The sequence below is a fragment of the Kineosporia succinea genome, from assembly GCF_030811555.1.
Classification (GTDB): domain Bacteria; phylum Actinomycetota; class Actinomycetes; order Actinomycetales; family Kineosporiaceae; genus Kineosporia; species Kineosporia succinea.
In genome coordinates, this window is record NZ_JAUSQZ010000001.1 from 3,728,388 (window position 1) to 3,746,234 (window position 17,847).

Sequence of the window (17,847 nt, forward strand, 5' to 3'; positions counted from 1 at the left end):
ATCAGCCCTCCTGGCCGAGCCAGCGGAGGACGGCGAGGACCCTGCGGTGGTCCTGCGCGTCCGGGGGGAGGTCGAGCTTTCCGAAGATGCTGGAGACGTGTTTCTCCACGGCTCCCTCGCCGATCACCAGCTGCGCGGCGATGGCGGTGTTGGAGCGCCCCTCGGCCATCAGGCCGAGCACCTCCCGCTCGCGCGGGGTGAGCCGGCTGAGCGGGTCTTTCCGGGTGGCCCGGGAGAACAGCTGGGCCACCACCTCGGGGTCGAGCGCGGTGCCGCCGTCGGTGACCCGGCGCAGCGACTCGGCGAAGTCACCGACGTCGGCCACCCGGTCTTTCAGCAGGTAGCCGATGCCGTGGGAGCGGGCGGCGAAAAGCTCGGTGGCGTAGTTCTCCTCGACGTACTGGCTGAGCACCACCACGGCGATCTGCGGGTACTGGTGGCGCACGACCAGCGCCGCGCGCACCCCCTCGTCGGTGAAGGTCGGGGGCATCCGCACGTCGACGATGACCAGGTCGGGCCGGTGCGCCTCGACCGCCCGGAGAAAGCTCTCGGCGTCGGGGCAGGCCTCGGCCACCTCGAACCCGGTCTCGGCGAGCAGGCGCAGCAGGCCTTCGCGGAGCAGGACCGAGTCCTCGGCGAGGACGACACGGACGGCGGCGGTCACTGGGGGCTCCCGGAGGGGTTGAGCGGAAGGTGGATGGTGAGCACGGTGGGCCCGCCGGCGGGGGAGGAGAGGTGGACGGCCCCGTCGATCGCGGCGACCCGGTCGGCCAGACCGCGAAGACCGGTGCCCCCGACCGCTCTGCCGTCCGGATCGGAACCGCCGGGTTGCGCCCCGCCGACCCCGTCGTCCTCAATCTCGATCCGCAGCCACTCGCCGACGCCGCTGACCAGCACCCGGGCGCGGGAGGCGTGGGCGTGCTTGGCCACGTTGGTCAGGCCCTCGCTGACACAGAAGTAGGCGATGGCCTCGACGGTGGGCGAGGGACGCGTGGGCAGGTCGGTCTGCACGCTCACCGGCACGGGGCTGCTGGCGGCGAGGGCCGACAGCGCGGCGTCGAGACCCCGGTCGGTCAGGATCGGCGGGTGGATTCCCCGTGCCACCTGGCGCATCTCGACCACGGCCTCCTTCGCCGCGGAGTGCGCCTTGTTCATCAGGTCGCGTGCTCCCTCCGGGTCCCGGGACATCTTCTCGCGGGCCAGGCCCAGGTCCATCGCGATCGCGACCAGGCGCTGCTGCGGGCCGTCGTGCAGGTCGCGCTCGATGCGCTGCCGCTCGGCCTCGACCGAGTCGACGGCGGCCGCGCGGGTGGCCGTCAGCGTCTCCACCCGGCGGTTCAGCGTCTTCACCTTCTCCGCGTTCGACGAGCGGGTGAGCAGCAGTTTCGCCATCAGCACGTCGAGGGCGATCAGCCCGGTGGCCATCAGGGGCGTGACCACCATGCCGACGACCCCGACGACGAAGACCAGCAGCAGCCACCACGGCCCGGAGGTGGTTCCGCCCCAGGGCCAGTACATCTCGTGCGACGGCAGGGCCCACACGTAGAGCGGCGCGGCGACCAGGCCGAGCGTGACCGAGGCGAAGGCCAGCACGAGACAGCTGCTGATCAGCCCCCACACCGACTGCCACGCGACCCAGGCCAGCGACCGCCACTGCCGGCCGCCCAGCAGGTGCCGCCGCAGCCAGCCGCGTTCGCGCGCCTCGGGAGCCGATCCCATCCACGGCAGGGGGATCCCGGTCATGCCCTCCAGCCGCAGCAGGTCGAGCCGTGCGCAGAACATCGCGGCCAGCAGCAGCGCCCACACGATCGGGATGCCCATCCCGAAGATCGGGACCAGGACCACCGCGACCAGCATGAAGGCGGCCAGCAGCAGGTAGGGGACCGTCAGGACCAGGTTCAGCGAGAGGTGGGCGACGGCGGGAAAACCGCGCAGCCACAGCACGAATGCCGTCTCCGGCCAGCCGTGCGGCAGTCCCGTGCGCAGGCCGTCCATGGTCTGCGCTCCGGTCAGGAACGGCGTCCTCCGCCGCGGGGTCTCGGTCACCCTGCAACGGTAGGGCTCGGCCGGGCCCGGACAGCATCCCGGAGCCACCCGGGAAGGGGTGGGGTTAACCCCACCCCCACTTGAGGGGGACGCACCAGTGATCATGGTGCCGCGCGTCCCCAAGCTTGACCACCATGACCACAACGACCGACTCGGAACGTCGTGCGGCCCCTGCCGGCCCACCGCCACCGCGACCTCGCGGCCTGGCCTCCTGGTGCGCCCACCACCGCTGGAGCACCCTGCTCGCCGCGCTGATCGTGATGGCCACGGGGGTGGTGCTGCTCGGGGGCGGGCTGCACACCGCCAGTGGGGCCGAGCAGCTCGTCGGCGACTCCCGCAAGGCATCGGAACTGTTGCAAGGAGCCGACTTCGGTGACCGTCCGGTCGAGCACCTCGTGGTCAGCGCGCGGAGGGGAACGCTGAGCGAGGCGCGGATCGGCACGGTCGGGCAGCAGATGGTGGACGCGTTCGGCCCGGTCGAGGGGGTCGGTTCCGTGGGGGAGCCGATCGTCTCGGAAGACCGGCGCACGATGCTCGTCCCGGTCGAGCTGACCGCGGCCAACGATGACGACGACGCGGTCGAGGCGACCGCCGAGCGGATGCTGACCGTCACGGGCACCCTCGCGGCCGGGCACCCGGACCTCGAGATCGGCCAGACCGGTGAGGGCTCGCTGAACGCGGGGGTCGGCGAGCAGATCGAGCGCGACTTCCAGCGGGCCGAACTCTTCAGCCTGCCGGTCACTCTCGCGATCCTGCTGGTCGCCTTCGGGTCCGTGGTCGCGGCCTTCGTGCCGGTGCTGCTGGGCATCGGCGCCGTCGTCACCGCGCTCGGGGTCACGGCGTTCATCTCGCGCTGGTACGAGGTCGACCAGAACACCCAGAGCCTGGTGCTGCTCATCGGTCTCGCGGTCGGCGTGGACTACGCGCTCTTCGTGATCCGGCGCTCGCGGCAGGAACGGGCCCACGGTCTCGAGGTGCGCGAGACGATCCGGGTGGTGGGGATGACGGCGGGCCGGGCCGTGATCATCTCCGGCGTCACCGTGGTGGTCTCGATGGCCGGCATGCTGGTCGCCGGGGGCCTCTACACCTCGCTCGCGATCGGCGCCATGATCGTCGTGCTGATCGCCGTGATCGCCTCCGCCACCGTGCTTCCCGCGATCCTGTCGGTGCTCGGTGACCGGATCACCTGGCTGCGGCTGCCGTTCATCGGGCGCCGGGTCGGCCGCGAGGCCCCGGTCGACGGGCCCTGGGGGCGGCTCGCCGGTGCGGTCTCACGGCGTCCGCTGATCTGGACGCTCGCCGCCACCGGGCTGCTGGTGGCACTCGCGGTGCCGGCGGCGAACATGCGCACCTCGCTGCCCGGGGTGGAGTCGCTGCCGCAGGACCTGCCCTCGGTGAAGGCCACGACGACGATGATCCAGGCCTTCCCGCAGGAGGGTTCGACGATTCAGCTGGTGGTCTCGGGGGATGCTGCCTCCGCTCTGGAACGGGCCTGGCCGCTGGCCGCGGGCACCGGTGTCGTGATGTCGGGAGAGCCCTCGGTGCGGACGTCGCTGGACGGCCGGGTCTCGGTGCTGGATCTGCCGATTCCGTACGACAGTTCGGACGAGCGGGCCGGTGACGTGGTCGAGAAGGTGCGCGAAACCCTGGTTCCCGCGGTGTCGCGTTCCCTGCCGGACGCCGAGGTGCATCTGGGCGGCGTGGCCGAGGGCACGGAACTGTCGGCCTGGATGGATTCGCGCCTGCTGCCGGTGGTCGGGTTCGTGCTGGTGCTGACCTTCGTGGTGATGGTGCTGTCGTTCGGCTCGGTCTGGCTGGCCCTGGCCACCGTGCTGCTCAACCTGCTCTCGGTCGGCGCGGGCTACGGGGTGATGACGTCGATCTTCCAGAACACCTGGGCCGAGGACCTTCTCGACTTCACCTCGATCGGCTCGATCGCGTCCTGGCTGCCGTTGCTGATGTTCGTGATCCTCTTCGGTCTGTCGATGGACTACCACGTGTTCGTCGTCTCCCGGGTGCGGGAGGCGTGGCGGGCCGGTTCGTCACCGCGCGACGCGGTGCGGCTCGGCGTGGCCCGCAGTGCCGGAACCGTGACCAGCGCGGCGGCGGTGATGGTGGCGGTGTTCGCCATCTTCGCGACCATGTCGGTGCTGGAGATGAAGCAGCTCGGCGTGGGCCTGGCGACGGCGGTGCTCATCGACGCCACGGTGGTGCGGGGTGTGCTGCTCCCGGCGGTGCTGGCTCTGCTGGGGGAGCGGGCGCACACCCGGCCGCGGTGGGTGCCGGCGCTGCACGACTGATCGACGGCCGGCCCGGCTCCCCGGACGCCGGGCCGGCGTGTCATCAGGGAAACGTGAGCTGCGCCGTGACCCGGTACCGGTCACCGCGGTAGATCGACCGGGTGTACTCGACCACCCGCCCACCGGCGTCCTTCGAGGTCCGCTCGATGAGCAGCGCGGGCGCGTGCACCGGCACCGCCAGCAGCCCGGACTCGCCGTCGTCGGTGACCGTGGCCTCGGTGGTCTGCACCGCCGTGGTGACGCTGACGTCGTACCGCTCGCGCAGCACCTCGTGGAACGGCCCGGTCTCGAAGACGGCCGGCTCGAGACCCGGTACCAGGGCGGCGGGCAGGCTGATCCGCTCGATGGCGATCGGGTGGTCGTCGCTGATCCGGACCCGGCGCACGGTGAGGGCCGGTGTCGCGGGGGAGATCTCCAGCCGGGCGCCGAGTCTCGCGCCGGCCGCCTCGACGCGGAACTCCTCGACCCGGCTCGGCCAGCCGGGGTCCGGCACCCGCGACGAGGTGGGCCGCACCCGGGTGAACGTTCCCCGGCCCTGGTGACGCACCAGCAGCCCGGCGCCCGCCAGGTCTTCGATGGCCGCGCGCAGGGTGGGGCGGGAGACCCCGAGCTGGTCGCTGAGCTCGCGTTCGGACGGGATGAGGGCGCCCGGGGGACTGGTGTCGATCAGCCGGCGCAGCTCGTCGCGCACCCAGACCCGCTTCATCCGCACCCTTCCCAGGCTCGTGCCGGCCCGGTGCCGGTGGTGCGACTCATCATGTCCTACGGCCGAATGTGATTCACCTACGGCTCTTTTGAAGGAGTTTGGGCTAATTGACAAGGTTTGGCCGGGGGATCGTCAGCCCAGTTCGGCGTCCTCGAAACACCAGCGCCACGACTCGCCCAGCTCGATGCTGCGCATCACCGGGTGCCCGCTCTCGCGCCAGTGCGCGTCGGCGTGCCGGTTCGGCGAGGAGTCGCAGCAGCCCACGTGGCCGCAGTCGAGGCACATCCGCAGGTGCACCCAGCTGTGCTCACCCAGCTTCAGGCACTCCGGGCAGGCGTCGGGGCGGGACGCGGGGGCACGGGTGAGGGGGCGGTCCTGCAGGTGCTCGCAGGCACCCGGGCGGGGCGTGGTCAGGTTGGACGAGCGCTCGGCGGCGGACGGGCCGGAGCCGGTGGAGAAGCCGTCGAGCATGGCCTCCTCCTGGTCGATGCGTTCCAGCACCCGCTCGACCAGGTCGTGCGGCACCGAGCCGTCGCTGCGCACGGTGGCGACGATCTCGCGCTCGGCCTCGAGCATCTCGACCCGCAGCCGGTGGAAGGTCGAGGCCGGGGTCTCGCGCTGGGCGTCGGTGGAGCCCAGCCGTTCCCAGGCCGCGTTGGCCACGCGCTCGCCCCACGACTCCAGGGTCGCCACCACGTCGGCCGCGTCGTTCTCCCGCTTCGCCGAGCCCAGCCGGTCGAGCCCGGCCTGCGCCGCCTGCTGCTGGAGCAGGGCTTCCTGCAACGCGTCCTGGGCCGGGTCCGGGCCGACCACCCGCAGCCGCCGCACCAGCCAGGGCAGCGTGGTGCCCTGGATCAGCAGGGTCCCGGCGACCACGGAGAACGCCGCGACGACCAGGGCGGGACGGCCGGGGACGTCCTCGGGGATGGTGAGCGCGGCGGCCAGCGTGACCACACCGCGCATGCCGGCCCAGCCGACCAGCGCCACCCCGGCCGCGGGCTGACGGGGTTCGTGCCGCCGGATCGCGGGCACCAGCAGACGGGGCAGGTAGGCCGACGGGAAGACCCAGAGCCCGCGCACCACGATGACCGTCAGCAGCACCGCGCCGCTGAGCAGCAGCACGTCGAGGTTCGGGGTCGACTCGTCCTCGATCGCGTCGCTGACCAGGTCCTGCAGCTGCAGGCCGATGAGCAGGAAGACCGCGCTCTCGAGCAGGAACTGCACGGTGCGCCAGATCACCCGCTCGGTCACCCGGGACATCGCCGACTGGCTGTCGATCGAGCGGTGGCCGAGCATCAGCCCGGCCACCACCACCGCGATCACGCCGGAGCCGTGGATCTCCTCGGCCGCCAGATAGGCGATGAACGGGACGAGCAGCGAGATGCTGGTGTCCAGTACCGGGTCCTCGACCTTGTGCCGCGCGAACGTGACCAGCTGGGCCAGCAGCCAGCCGGTCAGCACACCCCCGGCGACCGCCCAGACGAAGTCGGCGCCGGTCGAGAGCACGCCCACCGAGCCGGAGATCGCGGCGATCGCCGTGCGCAGCGTGACCAGGGCGGTCGCGTCGTTGAGCAGGCTCTCGCCCTCGAGCAGGGTGACCACCCGCCGCGGCATCGACACCCGGCGAGCCACGGCGCTGGCGGCCACCGCGTCCGGCGGGGCCACCACCGCGCCCAGGGCCAGGGCGATCGCGAACGGCACCTCGGGCAGCACCATCTGCACGACGATCGCGACGGCGAACGCGGTGACGAGGACCAGCCCGACCGAGAGCAGGCCGATCGAGCGCTTGTTGCGGCGCAGGTCGACCCACGGGGTGCGGACGGCGGTGGCGTAGAGCAGGGGTGGCAGCAGACCCTCGAGCACGACGTCGGGTTCGAGCGGCAGCGTGGGCATACCGGGCACGAACGAGAGCACGAGCCCGAAGGCGGTCAGGAGAAGGGGGGCGCTCAGCGCGAACCGGTTGGCGAGGCCAGCGGTTGCGGCGGCGATCGCCAGGATGATGACGAGTTCGATCGCCAGGGGCACCGGCAGATCATGTCACGAGATGGTGAAAGCGCCGTCCTGAGTGGTACCGACGTCGGCCGGGCCTCAGCAGACCATCGCGGCGGGCCGCACCGACGACGTCCAGGTGACCCGGGCGACGCGCAGGAGCCGCAGCTCACGGGCCTGCACCCCGGTGAGCACGAGTTGCCGGCCGGCCTGCCGGGCGCGGCGGCCGGTGCCGACGATGACGCCCAGGCCGGTGCCGTCCCAGATCTCGGCCCGGTTCATCTCGATCACGAGCTCACCGTCGCCGGTGTCGACCGCGTCGTGCAGCGTGGTGCGAGTGGTGGGGGCGGAACGCGCGTCGAGGCGGCCGTTCAGGCGCAGCAGGGCCCCGGGCCTCACCACGTCGATGTCCAGTCTCGCGGTGGAGATGGTGGACGCGGTGGTCGCCGGGGCAGCCGGTGTCGCCGGCGTGCGCGGATCGGGTGATCCCGTCATCGTTCCCCCCAAGAGTTGCCCCGCCGGCTCGACCCGGATGCGCCGGGGCGGTCGTACACCGACCACCCACCCGACGCGTTCGTCACGCAGCGTTGAACAACTGTGTCACGGAATCCGGGACACGCCCAGTACCGACCCGCCGCGGCTTCTACCATGGGCCGTTTCCCGCGCAACCGCACCGCCCACTGGAAAGTTCCGGCGTGGGGCGGGGACACTGGTCACATGTTGTACGGGGACGGCACTTCCTACCTGCTGTCGATCCTGATCGTGCTGCTCGGCTTCGGCGTGATGGTGATGTTCCTGCGCTGGACGTTCAGCTCGGGCAAGTCGGTCGTCGCCCGGCGGCCCCGCACCGGCGGTGAGAACGAGTACGGGCTCTTCGTGCCCGTGGCCTCCCCGGCGACGATGATCGAGGGCGAGCAGCAGCGCCTTCAGCTCGAGGCCGGCCAGGTGCGCGCCAAGCTCGTGCAGACCACGGACGGGCCCCGGGTCATGGTTTTCGAGAAGGACGAGAAGATCGCCCGCACGATCCTGGCCGCGCCGCCGCCCCCGCCCGACGTCCTGCGCTGAGACGGGCCCGGGGCCGGCCCGGGCCCTAACCGGCCGCGGCGCCGCTCTCGGAGACCTCGAACCGGCGCACGTCCGCCCCGAGGGTGCGCAGGGCGTGGTCGAACCGGTCGTACCCCCGGTCGACGTGCCCGGCCTCGTAGACGATCGTCTCGCCGTCGGCGACCAGCCCGGCCAGCACCAGCGCGGCGCCGGCCCGGATGTCACTGGCCTCGACCGGGGCGCCGGACAGCCGCGGCACACCCCGCACGAAGGCGTGGTGACCGTCCATGCGCACGTGGGCGCCCAGCCGGGCGATCTCCTGCACGAACCGGAAACGGGCCTCGAACAGGTTCTCGGTGATCATCGCGGCGCCGTCGGAGACGGCACACAGGGTGACCATGAACGGCTGCAGGTCGGTGGGGAAACCCGGGTACGGCAGGGTGGCGACGTCCACCGCCTTCGGGCGCTCGGGCCCCTTCACCCGGAAACCGTCGGCCAGCGTGATCACCTCGGCCCCCGCGTCCACCAGCTTGTCGATGACCAGCTCGAGGTGACCGGGCTCGCCGTTGTGCACGATCACGTCGCCACCGGTGATCGCGGCGGCGAACGCCCAGGTGCCGGCCACGATGCGGTCGGGCACGACGCGGTGCTCGACCGGGTTGAGGCTCTCGGTGCCGATGATCTCGAGAGTGGAACTGGCCACCCCGTCGATCTTCGCGCCCATCCGGCGCAGCATCCGGCACAGGTCGACGACCTCGGGCTCGCGGGCCACGTTGTCGAGCACCGTGCGGCCGTCGGCGAGCACGGCGGCCATCAGCAGGTTCTCGGTCGCGCCGACGCTCGGGAAGTCGAGCCGGATCTCGGCGCCGCGCAGGCCCGACGGGGCGTGCGCCACCAGGAAGCCGTGCTCCACCTCGATCCGGGCACCGAGCGTCTCCAGGCCGGAGACGTGCATGTCCAGGCCCCGCGAACCGATCGCGTCACCGCCGGGCAGCGCCACCTGGGCCGCCCCGCACCGCGCCAGCAGCGGGCCGAGCACGCTGATCGACGCCCGCATGGCCCGCACCAGGTCGTAGTCGGCCTTGTGCCCCGGCGTCGCGGGGGTGGTGATCGAGAGCATGCCGCTGCCGTCGACGTAGTCCACCCCGCAGCCCAGCCGGGTCAGCAGCTTGACCATGATCCGGACGTCGAGAATGTCGGGCACGTCCGACAAGGTCGTCGTGCCCTCGGTCAGCAACGCGGCCGACATCAGCTTGAGCACGCTGTTCTTCGCGCCTGCCACCCGCACGCCGCCCTTCAGCGGCGCACCACCCACGATCCGGAAAGCCTCCACGAGGCGCATCGTATTGCCGATTCCTGGCCGACGACTCACATCCGGGCATGACTCACCGCCGGAGCGTCGCCCGTACGCGCCACTCGGCTATCGCCGTGCGTGCGGCAAGCGTTACAGCAGGTATCTCCTCGTAGTCTGGCCCGATGGTGAACCTGACCCGGATCTACACCCGGACCGGCGACGACGGCACGACCGCGCTGGGCGACTTCAGCCGCACCTCGAAGAACGACCCCCGGCTGATCGCGTACGCGGACTGCGACGAGGCGAACAGCGCGCTGGGCGTGGTGCTGGCGGTCGGCTCGCCGTCCCCCGAGCTGGTGACACTGCTCCGGAGGGTGCAGAACGACCTGTTCGACGTGGGCTCCGACCTGTGCGTCCCGCTGGCGGTCGCGCCGAAGCACGAGCCGTTGCGGGTCACCGCGGACTACGTCGACCGGCTCGAGGCGGCCTGCGACGAGTGGAACGAGAACCTGCCCGCGCTGCGCTCGTTCATCCTGCCCGGCGGTTCCCCGGCCTCGGCGTACCTGCACGTGGCGCGCACGGTGACGCGGCGGGCGGAGCGGTCGGTGTGGGCGGCGCTGGAGGAACACGGCTCGTCGGCGGAGGGCGGTGTGAACCCGCTGACCGCGAAGTACCTGAACCGGCTGAGCGACCTGCTCTTCATCCTGTGCCGCGTGGCGAACGTGGACGCGGGCGGGGACGTGCTGTGGGTGCCGGGCGGTGAACGGGGCTAACGGACGCCCTGGGCCGTCCGGATCAGCGTGACGATGTGGTCCATCATGTCCGTCAGGTCGATGTCCTTGGGGGTGAAGACCGCGGAAACGCCCTCCGCGAGCAGCTTCCGGGCATCGCCGGGCGGGATGATGCCACCCACCACCACCGGCACGTCGTGCATCCCGGCCTCCCGCAGGCCGCGCACCACCGCCGGCACCACCTCCAGGTGAGACCCGGACAGCACCGAGAGACCCACCGCGTGCACGTCCTCGGCCACCGCCGCGGCCACGATCTGGGCCGGGGTCAGGCGGATGCCCTGGTAGACCACCTCGAACCCGGCGTCGCGCGCCCGCACCGCCACCTGCTCGGCGCCGTTCGAGTGCCCGTCCAGCCCGGGCTTGCCGATGAGCAGGCGCAGGTGGGCGCCGATCTCGTCGCCGGTGCGCCGCACGCGCTCGCGGACCGAGCTCAGGGAGGCGCCCGGAGGTGCGACGGCCGCCGAGACACCCGTCGGAGCCCGGTATTCACCGAAGACCGAGCGCAGGGCCGCCGCCCACTCGCCGGTGGTGACCCCCGCCCGGGCGCACTCCCGACTGGCCTCCATCAGGTTCGTGGGGCCGGCCGCATCCGTCTTCAGGCGCTCCAGGGCCGACGCCACCGCCGACGCGTCCCGGCAGTCCCGCCAGGCCTGGACCGCCGAAACCGCCCGCGACGCAACGGAAGGATCCACCGTCTGCACGGCCGCGCCCAGATCGGTGGTGAGCGGATTCGGCTCGGTGGACGTGAACCGGTTGACCCCGACCACCACGTCCTCACCCGATTCGACGCGGGCCCGCCGCCCCGCGTGCGACGAGACCAGGGCCGACTTCAGGTAGCCGGACTCGACCGCCGCGATCACGCCGCCCATCTCCTCGACCCGGGCCATCTCCGCCCGCGCCCCCTCGGCCAGCGAGGAGACCTTGGCCGCGATCACCGGCGAGCCCTCGAAAAGGTCGTCGTACTCGAGGAGGTCGGACTCGTAGGCCAGTACCTGCTGCAACCGCAGCGACCACTGCTGGTCCCACGGCCGGGGCAGGCCGAGCGCCTCGTTCCAGGCCGGCAACTGCACCGCCCGGGCCCGCGCGTTCTTCGACAGGGTGACCGCCAGCATCTCGAGAACGATTCGCTGCACGTTGTTCTCGGGCTGGGCCTCGGTCAGCCCGAGCGAATTGACCTGTACGCCGTAACGAAAACGCCGCTGACGCGCGTCCTCGATCCCGTAGCGCTCGAGGGTGAGGGAATCCCACAGCTCCACGAAAGCCCGCATCTTGCACATCTCCTCGACGAAACGCACACCCGCGTTGACGAAGAACGAGATGCGCTGCACCACGTCACCGAACCGCTCCGGAGCCACCTGGCCGCTGTCACGCACCGCGTCGAGCACCGCGATCGCCGTGCTCAGCGCGAACGCCACCTCCTGCACCGGCGTGGCCCCGGCCTCCTGCAGGTGATAACTGCAGATGTTGACCGGGTTCCAGCGCGGCATCGCCGAGACCGTGTAGGCGATCGTGTCGGTGGTCAGCCGCAGGCTCGGCCCGGGCGGGAAGATGTAGGTGCCCCGGCTGAGGTACTCCTTGACGATGTCGTTCTGCGTGGTTCCGCTCAAAGAGGCCAGGGCGTCGGGGTTCTGGGCCAGCGCCACCTCCTGGTAGAGCGCGAGCATCCACAGGGCCGGGGCGTTGATGGTCATCGAGGTGTTCATCCGGTCCAGCGGGATCCCGTCGAAGAGCGCCGCCAGGTCCCCGAGATGCTGGATCGGCACCCCGACCTTTCCGACCTCCCCGCGGGCCAGCTCGTGGTCGGAGTCGTAGCCGGTCTGGGTCGGCAGGTCGAACGCCACCGACAGCCCGGTCTGGCCCTTCTCCAGGTTGCGCCGGTACAGCGCGTTGGACTCCGCCGGGCTGGAGTGCCCCGCGTAGGTCCGCATCACCCACGGCCGGTCGCGTTCGCTCATCTCATCGACGGTAATCAGCGCGTCGATGACGCAGCAGGCCCGCCGACGTGACCGGTGCCACGCGCGAGCGGCTTCCGTGCGCGAAATGAGGACGGTGCCGAGCCCCTCACAGCCCGGCACCGTCCTCTCCCCGACCCGTGGCTACGAGACCAGGCCAACCGCCCTGGCCTTGTAACCCGGGAAGATGTCGGTCGTGGAGTCCACGCCGACACGCTTTTTCAGCACCTCGGACACGATCGACCGGTAGTCGGTCGTGCCGGCCAGGTCACCGTCGACGAGAGCCGACGCACCCAGGCCCGGCCAGCGTCCGTGGATGCCCTTCTTCAGCCCGCCGCCCAGTGCCAGCACCACGTTGCCGTGCCCGTGGTCGAGCCCGCCCGAGCCGTTCTCCTCGAGCCGGCGGCCGAACTCGCTGAGCGTGATCAGGTTCGTGCGGGCCAGCCCGTCGGTGCCCAGCTCGGCGGCGAACGCGGCCAGGGCCTGGCTCATCTCCTTGAGCTGGTTGAACATCCAGCCCGCATCGGCCCGGCCCAGGTTCACGTGCATGTCCCAGTTGCCGTAGTCGACGGTGGCGACCCGCAGCCCGAGGTCGGCCTTGATCAGCCGGGCCACGTCGTGAAGAGCGTTGCCCAGCGCGGTGTCCGGGTAGCCGACGTCCTTGGCCGCCTTCGCCTCGGCCTTGGCCAGCGGCGCCATCTTGCCGACCGCGCCCAGCGCGTTGGTCAGCGGGGCCTTCAGGTCGGGAGAGGCCCCGGTGTGCAGGGTCTTCATCGCCGAGCGCCAGCGCGCCAGGGGCACCAGGTCCTCACCGACCGAGAGCTTCACCCCGGCGATCGAGTTCATCGCGAACTTCGCGTTCGGCCCGATCATCGAGTCGGGCATCGAGCCGGACCCGACCTGGGTACCCGCGAAACCACCCGGATCGCCGATGCTTCCGAGGGTGCGGTCGATCCAGCCGGTGCGCAGGTTGGAGTCGGGGGCGGCCCGCTCCATCTCCTCCATCGCCTCGAAGTGCGACCGCGTGGGGTCGGCCTGCCCGACCGCGTGCACCGCCGACATGGTGCCGTTCTCGAACAGCTTGAACACCGGCTCCATGGCCGGGTGCAGCCCGAACATCGAGTCGACCTTGTGCGCCTGCGACGCCGTGACCTGGATGTTCGGCCGGGCCTTGGCGTAACCGGCGTCGCCGAGCGGGATCACGGCCGACAGCCCGTCGAAACCGCCGCGCAGCGAGAGCACCACGAGCGTGCCGGTGCCGGCCGGGGCGCCGAAGGCCAGCGTGGCCCCGGACAGAGTGGTGGCCGTGGTCAGGCCACCGACGGCGGCCATCCGGAACAGGGTGCGCCGGGAGACCCCGCGGTTCTCGGGACAGCCGCACATGTCGTCTGCGGTCATGGAGGTCATGAGGATGGCCGATCTAGACGGAGAGGTGGGCCGGGGCGGCGAGGAAGAGGGTGGTGGTCAGCGCGATCGTCTCGTGCTGCTCCCAGGAACCGGTCGTGAACGAGGTGGGCAGTTTCGTGCCCGCCAGCAGCTGATTGGCGGCCGAGCGCTCGCGCCGGCCCGGGGTGCGGCCGAAGACCTTCTTGCCGACGGCGGTGATGACCCCGGCCCGGGTGGTGGGTTTGGTGCTGAGGAGTTTCTCGGGCCCGGGCAGCACCATCTTGCTCGGCCACCAGCCGTGCACCATCGCGGTGGTCGAGTTGAACACCTGCAGCGCACCGGCGGGGGACTGCCACGAATCGGCCGTGTCGGCGTAGCCGTTCGGCATCGTCCAGCCCAGCGGGCCGTGACCGGCGTCCTTCACGATGTAGTACATGTCCATGAGAGCCTTGGCGCTGGAACCGTTCCTGACCCCGAGCACCCGGGCGCTGGCCACGACCTGCTCCATCGGCCGGCGGATCTTGTCGCCGCTCGAGGCCGCGAACTCCGGCGAGGTGAACAGGGCCCGCAGCACCGGCACGATCGCGGTGTCGTTGCGGGTGTAGACCCTGGCCAGCTTCGTCACCAGCGACGCGGGCGGGGTGTCGGAGACGAAGTGCCGGGCCAGCTTGGTGGCGATGTTGCGGGCCGTCTTCGGGTGGTTCGCCAGGTATTTCAGGTACTTCTGCTGAACGGCGGGGCCCTTGGAGGCGTCGCTGTTGGCGTTGGCGAAGCCGAAAGCCTTGATCCGGCCGGTGTAGTGACGGCTCTTGTCGTACGCCCGCCTGCCCTCGTCGAACGTCCAGCCGGTGAGCAGCAGGGCCGAGCGCTGGATGTCCTTCTCGGTGTAGCCGCCGTTCACGCCGACCGTGTGCAGCTCGAGCACCTCGCGGGCGTAGTTCTCGTTCGGGGCCTGCCCGGTGGACTGCGCGCCGTTCAGGAACACCAGCATCGACGGGTGGAAAGCGCTGGCCAGCAGCAGGTTCTCGAACGAGGTCATCGCGTGCTTGCGGATCACGTCGCGCTGGTAGCGGTGCCGGGTGTCCCAGACGTCACCGCCCGGGCAGGCGATGTTCAGGTGGTTCGACCAGAAGTCGACCATCACCTCGTACAGCTCACGGCTCGAGAACAGCGCCCGGCCCAGGTGATTCGCGCAGGTGTCCTGCATGACGTCCCAGGCGCCGACCTTCAGGTTCGCGCGGGTCTGGGCGATGCTCCACTTCATGTCCGGGAACTGCGCGTCGACCGCCAGGCCCTTCGGATCCTTGATCCTGGCCGGCCGCAGCTGGCGTTCGAGCCACGCCGAGGCTCCCAGGCGGTCGATCGACCGGTCGCTGGCGGCGGTGCGGCCGTAGGTGGCGCGGCCGATCAGCAGGTCCGGGTCGACCTTGATCTTCTTCGCGGCAGCGGTGGTGGTGCCGGCTCCCGCGGTGGTCGCCCGGGCTGCGGGGCTCGCGCCGGTGGTGGTCGCGGCACCGCTCGAGGACGTGGTGGCCGCCGCCCCCGCGGAGGCGGCGGTCCCGCTTTCGGCGGCCTTCTGGGTGGTCAGGGTCGCGGCGCCGACCTCGGCGCTTCCCCCGCGCAGCAACAGGTATCCGGTGCCCCCGGCGGCCGCGACGGCGGACGCGCCGCTGACGACCAGGCTGCGGCGGGACAGGCCGGTGGCGATCGGGCGGTTCTCCCGCCGGCTGCGCCGGGTGCCGGTGGTGGCCTCCGGTGAGGGGCCGGAACTCTTCCGGGGCGGCGGAAATCCGTCTGCCATCCGTGCATTCCTCCTGCGACCACGCCCCCGAGGCGAGGCATCCGGTGAAGTCGCAGGGAACTTACAAGTTTTCCGAGGGGGCGGGCAACCATTCGGAGGGTTCGCGCGTGTAGTCGGGTGAGGGCGCGAAACGTGCTGGTGAGAGCCGGATCCGGGGGTGGGTGAAACGAGCGTCAAGAGACGCTCAACAGACGACTCCAAGGTTCAGCGGAACCTTCGGGAGTCTTAAGGGGTCTTCATGAACGCGGGGATTTCCCGGGTTCTCGGGGGTGAGGGACGTGGCAAAAATAATTTGCGGGATGCTGCTGACGATCATCGGATTCCGCGCTTGCGTGCGGTTCCGCTCACTCCTGGTAGCGGTTCCGCCGATGTGCGGCCGTTCCGCGTCAGGTGAGGCGGGAGACCTCGGCGAGCACGTCGTCCGCACATCCCCACGAGAGCGTGACCCCGCTGCCGCCGTGCCCGTAGCAGTGCACCGTGGTGCCGTCCGGGCCGGGCACGGTCTCGAGCCGCACCGAGGGGCGCGCGGGCCGCAGTCCCACCCTGTGCGAGAGCACGGTGGCCCGGGCCAGCCCGGGCACCAGACGCTTCGCCCGCTCCAGGATCTGGGCTGCGACGTTCTCGTCGGGGGTGGTGTCGAAGTCGTTCACCTGCGCGGTGCCCCCCACCACGACCTGCCGGGTCTGCGGCAGCACGTAGGTGAGCACCTCGGGGTCCGACTCGTCGGCCCACCACTCGGTGATGCCCGGGTTCGACATCCGCAGCACCTGCCCGCGCACCGGGTGCACCGCCGGGTCGGCGGCCAGGGCCCGGCTGGCCAGGCCGGTGCAGTTGACCACCACGCCCCGGGTCGGCAGCGCGGCCAGCGGCAGGCGGGTCAGGGTGCCGCCCGCGGCCTCCAGCCGGCGCACGAGATAGGGCAGATACACGGTCATGTCGACGACCGGCACGGTCAGGTGCCAGCCGCTGCGGTGGTCGGGGTGCGGGTGGCTCACGGGGGTCACGGCGACGCCGTCCAGGCCGTCCGCGAAGGTGGGGCGTTCCCGCAGGCCGACCAGGTAGCCCGGCCGCGGCACCACACCGGTGCGGCGGGCATCGTTGTCCTCGGCCAGCTCGGTGAACGCCGCGTGGGTCGCGTGAGACCAGCGCCGCACCTGCTCCACCGGCTCGGCCAGGAAGGGCATCCAGAGCCCGCCGGCCACCGCCGAGGTGGTCTCTAGGGGCATTTCCCGCGCCATGACGTCCACCGCGTGCCCGGCCTCGGCCAGCCGCACCGCACAAGACAACCCGATGACACCCGCGCCGATGACGGTGATCCGTGCAGCCATATGAGCGATGGTGCCGTGACATCGTGTCAACGTGCTACCCGACGTCCACCATTCGGGTCTGTTCACACCCCCGGTTCAGGGTTGAGGGTGTCCTCCGACTCATTCCGCGCCGCGGCCGACCGCCTGGTGCACCGACGTGAAGCCGTCGGCCCGGAGCCGTTCCGCGATGCGCCGCTGCACCTTGCGGGGCCAGAACAGGCCGCCGTAGATGAACCCGGTGTAGGCCTGAACGAGCGTGGCCCCGGCCCGGATCCGCTCGTAGGCGTCGTCGCCGTCCATGATCCCGCCGGCCGCGATCAGCACCATCTCGTCGCCGACCCGGGCTCGCAGGCGCCGCAGCACCTCCAGCGAACGGGCCGCCACCGGCGCTCCCGACAGGCCACCCGCGCCGATCGCCGAGACCTCGCTCACCGGCGTCTTCAGGCCGGTGCGGGCGATCGTGGTGTTGGTCGCGATGATCCCGTCGAGGCCCAGCTCCACGGCCAGGTCGGCCACGGCGTCCACGTCCTCGTCCGACAGGTCGGGCGCGATCTTCACCAGCAGCGGCACCCGCCGGGTGCCGCTCCCGCGTCCGGTCGGGCCGGATGCATCAAGAGTGCGGCGAACCGCGCTCAGCAAGGGGCGCAGCGACGACACCGCCTGCAGATCACGCAGTCCGGGGGTATTCGGCGAGCTGACGTTCACCACGAGGTAGTCGGAGACCGGGCCGAGCCGGGCCGCGCTCGCGACGTAGTCCTCGATCGCGTCGGCCGGGCCGACCAGCTTGGTCTTGCCGATGTTCGACCCGACCACGGCCGAGCCGGTGCGGGCCCTCAGCCGGATCGAGGCCGCGGTGGAACCGTGGTTGTTGAAGCCCATCCGGTTCACCAGCGCCTGGTCGGCGGGCAGCCGGAACAGCCGGGGCTTGGGGTTGCCGGGCTGTGGGCGGCCGGTCACGGTGCCGATCTCGACGTACCCGAAACCGATGGCGGCCAGGGTGTCCGGGGCCAGGGCGTCCTTGTCGAAGCCCGCGGCCAGCCCGAGCGGGCCGGGCAGGTCGAGGCCCAGGGCGCGGGTGCGCAGCACCGGGTCGCTCGGGGCCAGCAGGCGCGCCAGCTGGGCCCGCAGCACCGGGATCTTCTCGATCAGGCGGATCGCCGCGAAGGCTCCGTGGTGCGCGGTCTCGGCCGGCACCCGCACCAGGAGGTGCTTGAAAACGAGTTCGTACAGC

Annotated in this window: 14 protein-coding genes; 3 read left to right on the forward strand and 11 right to left on the reverse strand. The window is 71.4% G+C overall.

Translation table 11 applies throughout. The features are described from left to right. Position 1: 1 nt before the first annotated feature. Entirely contained in the window at positions 2-664 is a 663-nt protein-coding gene (locus tag J2S57_RS16420; RefSeq protein ID WP_307243661.1) for a response regulator, read from the reverse strand. Continuing rightward, entirely contained in the window at positions 661-2,046 is a 1,386-nt protein-coding gene (locus J2S57_RS16425; RefSeq protein WP_307243663.1) for a sensor histidine kinase, read from the reverse strand. Before J2S57_RS16425 ends, J2S57_RS16420 begins: the two co-directional genes overlap by 4 nt. A 134-nt stretch (positions 2,047-2,180) precedes the next feature. Here J2S57_RS16425 and J2S57_RS16430 point away from each other — a divergent pair, with 134 nt between their 5' ends. Next, positions 2,181-4,346: an MMPL family transporter gene (locus tag J2S57_RS16430; protein WP_307243665.1), complete on the forward strand. Its 2,166-nt coding sequence runs from the start codon at positions 2,181-2,183 to the stop codon at positions 4,344-4,346. A gap of 43 nt (positions 4,347-4,389) precedes the next feature. On the opposite strand, the gene J2S57_RS16435 is transcribed toward J2S57_RS16430, so the two are convergent. From J2S57_RS16435 to J2S57_RS16445, 3 genes are all read right to left on the reverse strand, one after another. After that, positions 4,390-5,052: a GntR family transcriptional regulator gene (locus tag J2S57_RS16435; RefSeq protein WP_307251060.1), complete on the reverse strand. Its 663-nt coding sequence runs from the start codon at positions 5,050-5,052 to the stop codon at positions 4,390-4,392. 132 nt (positions 5,053-5,184) lie between these two features. After that, a complete protein-coding gene (locus J2S57_RS16440; RefSeq protein WP_307243667.1) occupies positions 5,185-7,077 on the reverse strand; it encodes a Na+/H+ antiporter in 1,893 nt (630 codons plus the stop codon). A 63-nt stretch (positions 7,078-7,140) separates the two neighbouring features. After that, the gene (locus J2S57_RS16445) at positions 7,141-7,536 is read right to left on the reverse strand and encodes an STAS domain-containing protein (RefSeq protein ID WP_307243669.1); all 396 of its coding nucleotides are present in this window, start codon (positions 7,534-7,536) and stop codon (positions 7,141-7,143) included. Positions 7,537-7,758: 222 nt separating this feature from the next. Between J2S57_RS16445 and J2S57_RS16450 the strand changes: the two genes are divergently transcribed. Continuing rightward, positions 7,759-8,106, forward strand: coding sequence for a hypothetical protein (locus tag J2S57_RS16450; protein ID WP_307243671.1), 348 nt, complete (start codon positions 7,759-7,761; stop codon positions 8,104-8,106). A 25-nt stretch (positions 8,107-8,131) separates the two neighbouring features. Here the strand turns inward: J2S57_RS16450 and murA are convergent, their stop codons facing one another. After that, positions 8,132-9,418: a UDP-N-acetylglucosamine 1-carboxyvinyltransferase gene (gene murA, locus J2S57_RS16455; protein WP_370882482.1), complete on the reverse strand. Its 1,287-nt coding sequence runs from the start codon at positions 9,416-9,418 to the stop codon at positions 8,132-8,134. A gap of 143 nt (positions 9,419-9,561) precedes the next feature. Between murA and J2S57_RS16460 the strand changes: the two genes are divergently transcribed. After that, on the forward strand, positions 9,562-10,152 hold the full coding sequence (locus tag J2S57_RS16460) for a cob(I)yrinic acid a,c-diamide adenosyltransferase (RefSeq protein WP_307243676.1): 591 nt from the start codon (positions 9,562-9,564) through the stop codon (positions 10,150-10,152). On the opposite strand, the gene J2S57_RS16465 is transcribed toward J2S57_RS16460, so the two are convergent. The 5 genes from J2S57_RS16465 to J2S57_RS16485 all read right to left on the reverse strand — a co-directional run bounded on the left by J2S57_RS16465 (position 10,149) and on the right by J2S57_RS16485 (position 17,846). After that, the gene (locus J2S57_RS16465; protein ID WP_307243680.1) at positions 10,149-12,125 is read right to left on the reverse strand and encodes an ethylmalonyl-CoA mutase; all 1,977 of its coding nucleotides are present in this window, start codon (positions 12,123-12,125) and stop codon (positions 10,149-10,151) included. The two genes, J2S57_RS16460 and J2S57_RS16465, sit on opposite strands and share 4 nt — an antisense overlap. A gap of 141 nt (positions 12,126-12,266) precedes the next feature. Beyond that, positions 12,267-13,520 carry a DUF1501 domain-containing protein gene (locus J2S57_RS16470; protein WP_307243682.1) on the reverse strand — a complete coding sequence of 418 codons (1,254 nt, stop codon included), beginning with the start codon at positions 13,518-13,520 and terminating at the stop codon, positions 12,267-12,269. A 22-nt stretch (positions 13,521-13,542) separates the two neighbouring features. Next, the gene (locus J2S57_RS16475) at positions 13,543-15,309 is read right to left on the reverse strand and encodes a DUF1800 domain-containing protein (protein WP_307243684.1); all 1,767 of its coding nucleotides are present in this window, start codon (positions 15,307-15,309) and stop codon (positions 13,543-13,545) included. Positions 15,310-15,695: 386 nt separating this feature from the next. Continuing rightward, positions 15,696-16,637, reverse strand: a complete 942-nt coding sequence (locus J2S57_RS16480) for an FAD-dependent oxidoreductase (protein WP_307243686.1) — start codon at positions 16,635-16,637, stop codon at positions 15,696-15,698. 99 nt (positions 16,638-16,736) lie between these two features. Then, positions 16,737-17,846: a quinone-dependent dihydroorotate dehydrogenase gene (locus J2S57_RS16485; protein WP_370882663.1), complete on the reverse strand. Its 1,110-nt coding sequence runs from the start codon at positions 17,844-17,846 to the stop codon at positions 16,737-16,739. Position 17,847: the final 1 nt, after the last annotated feature.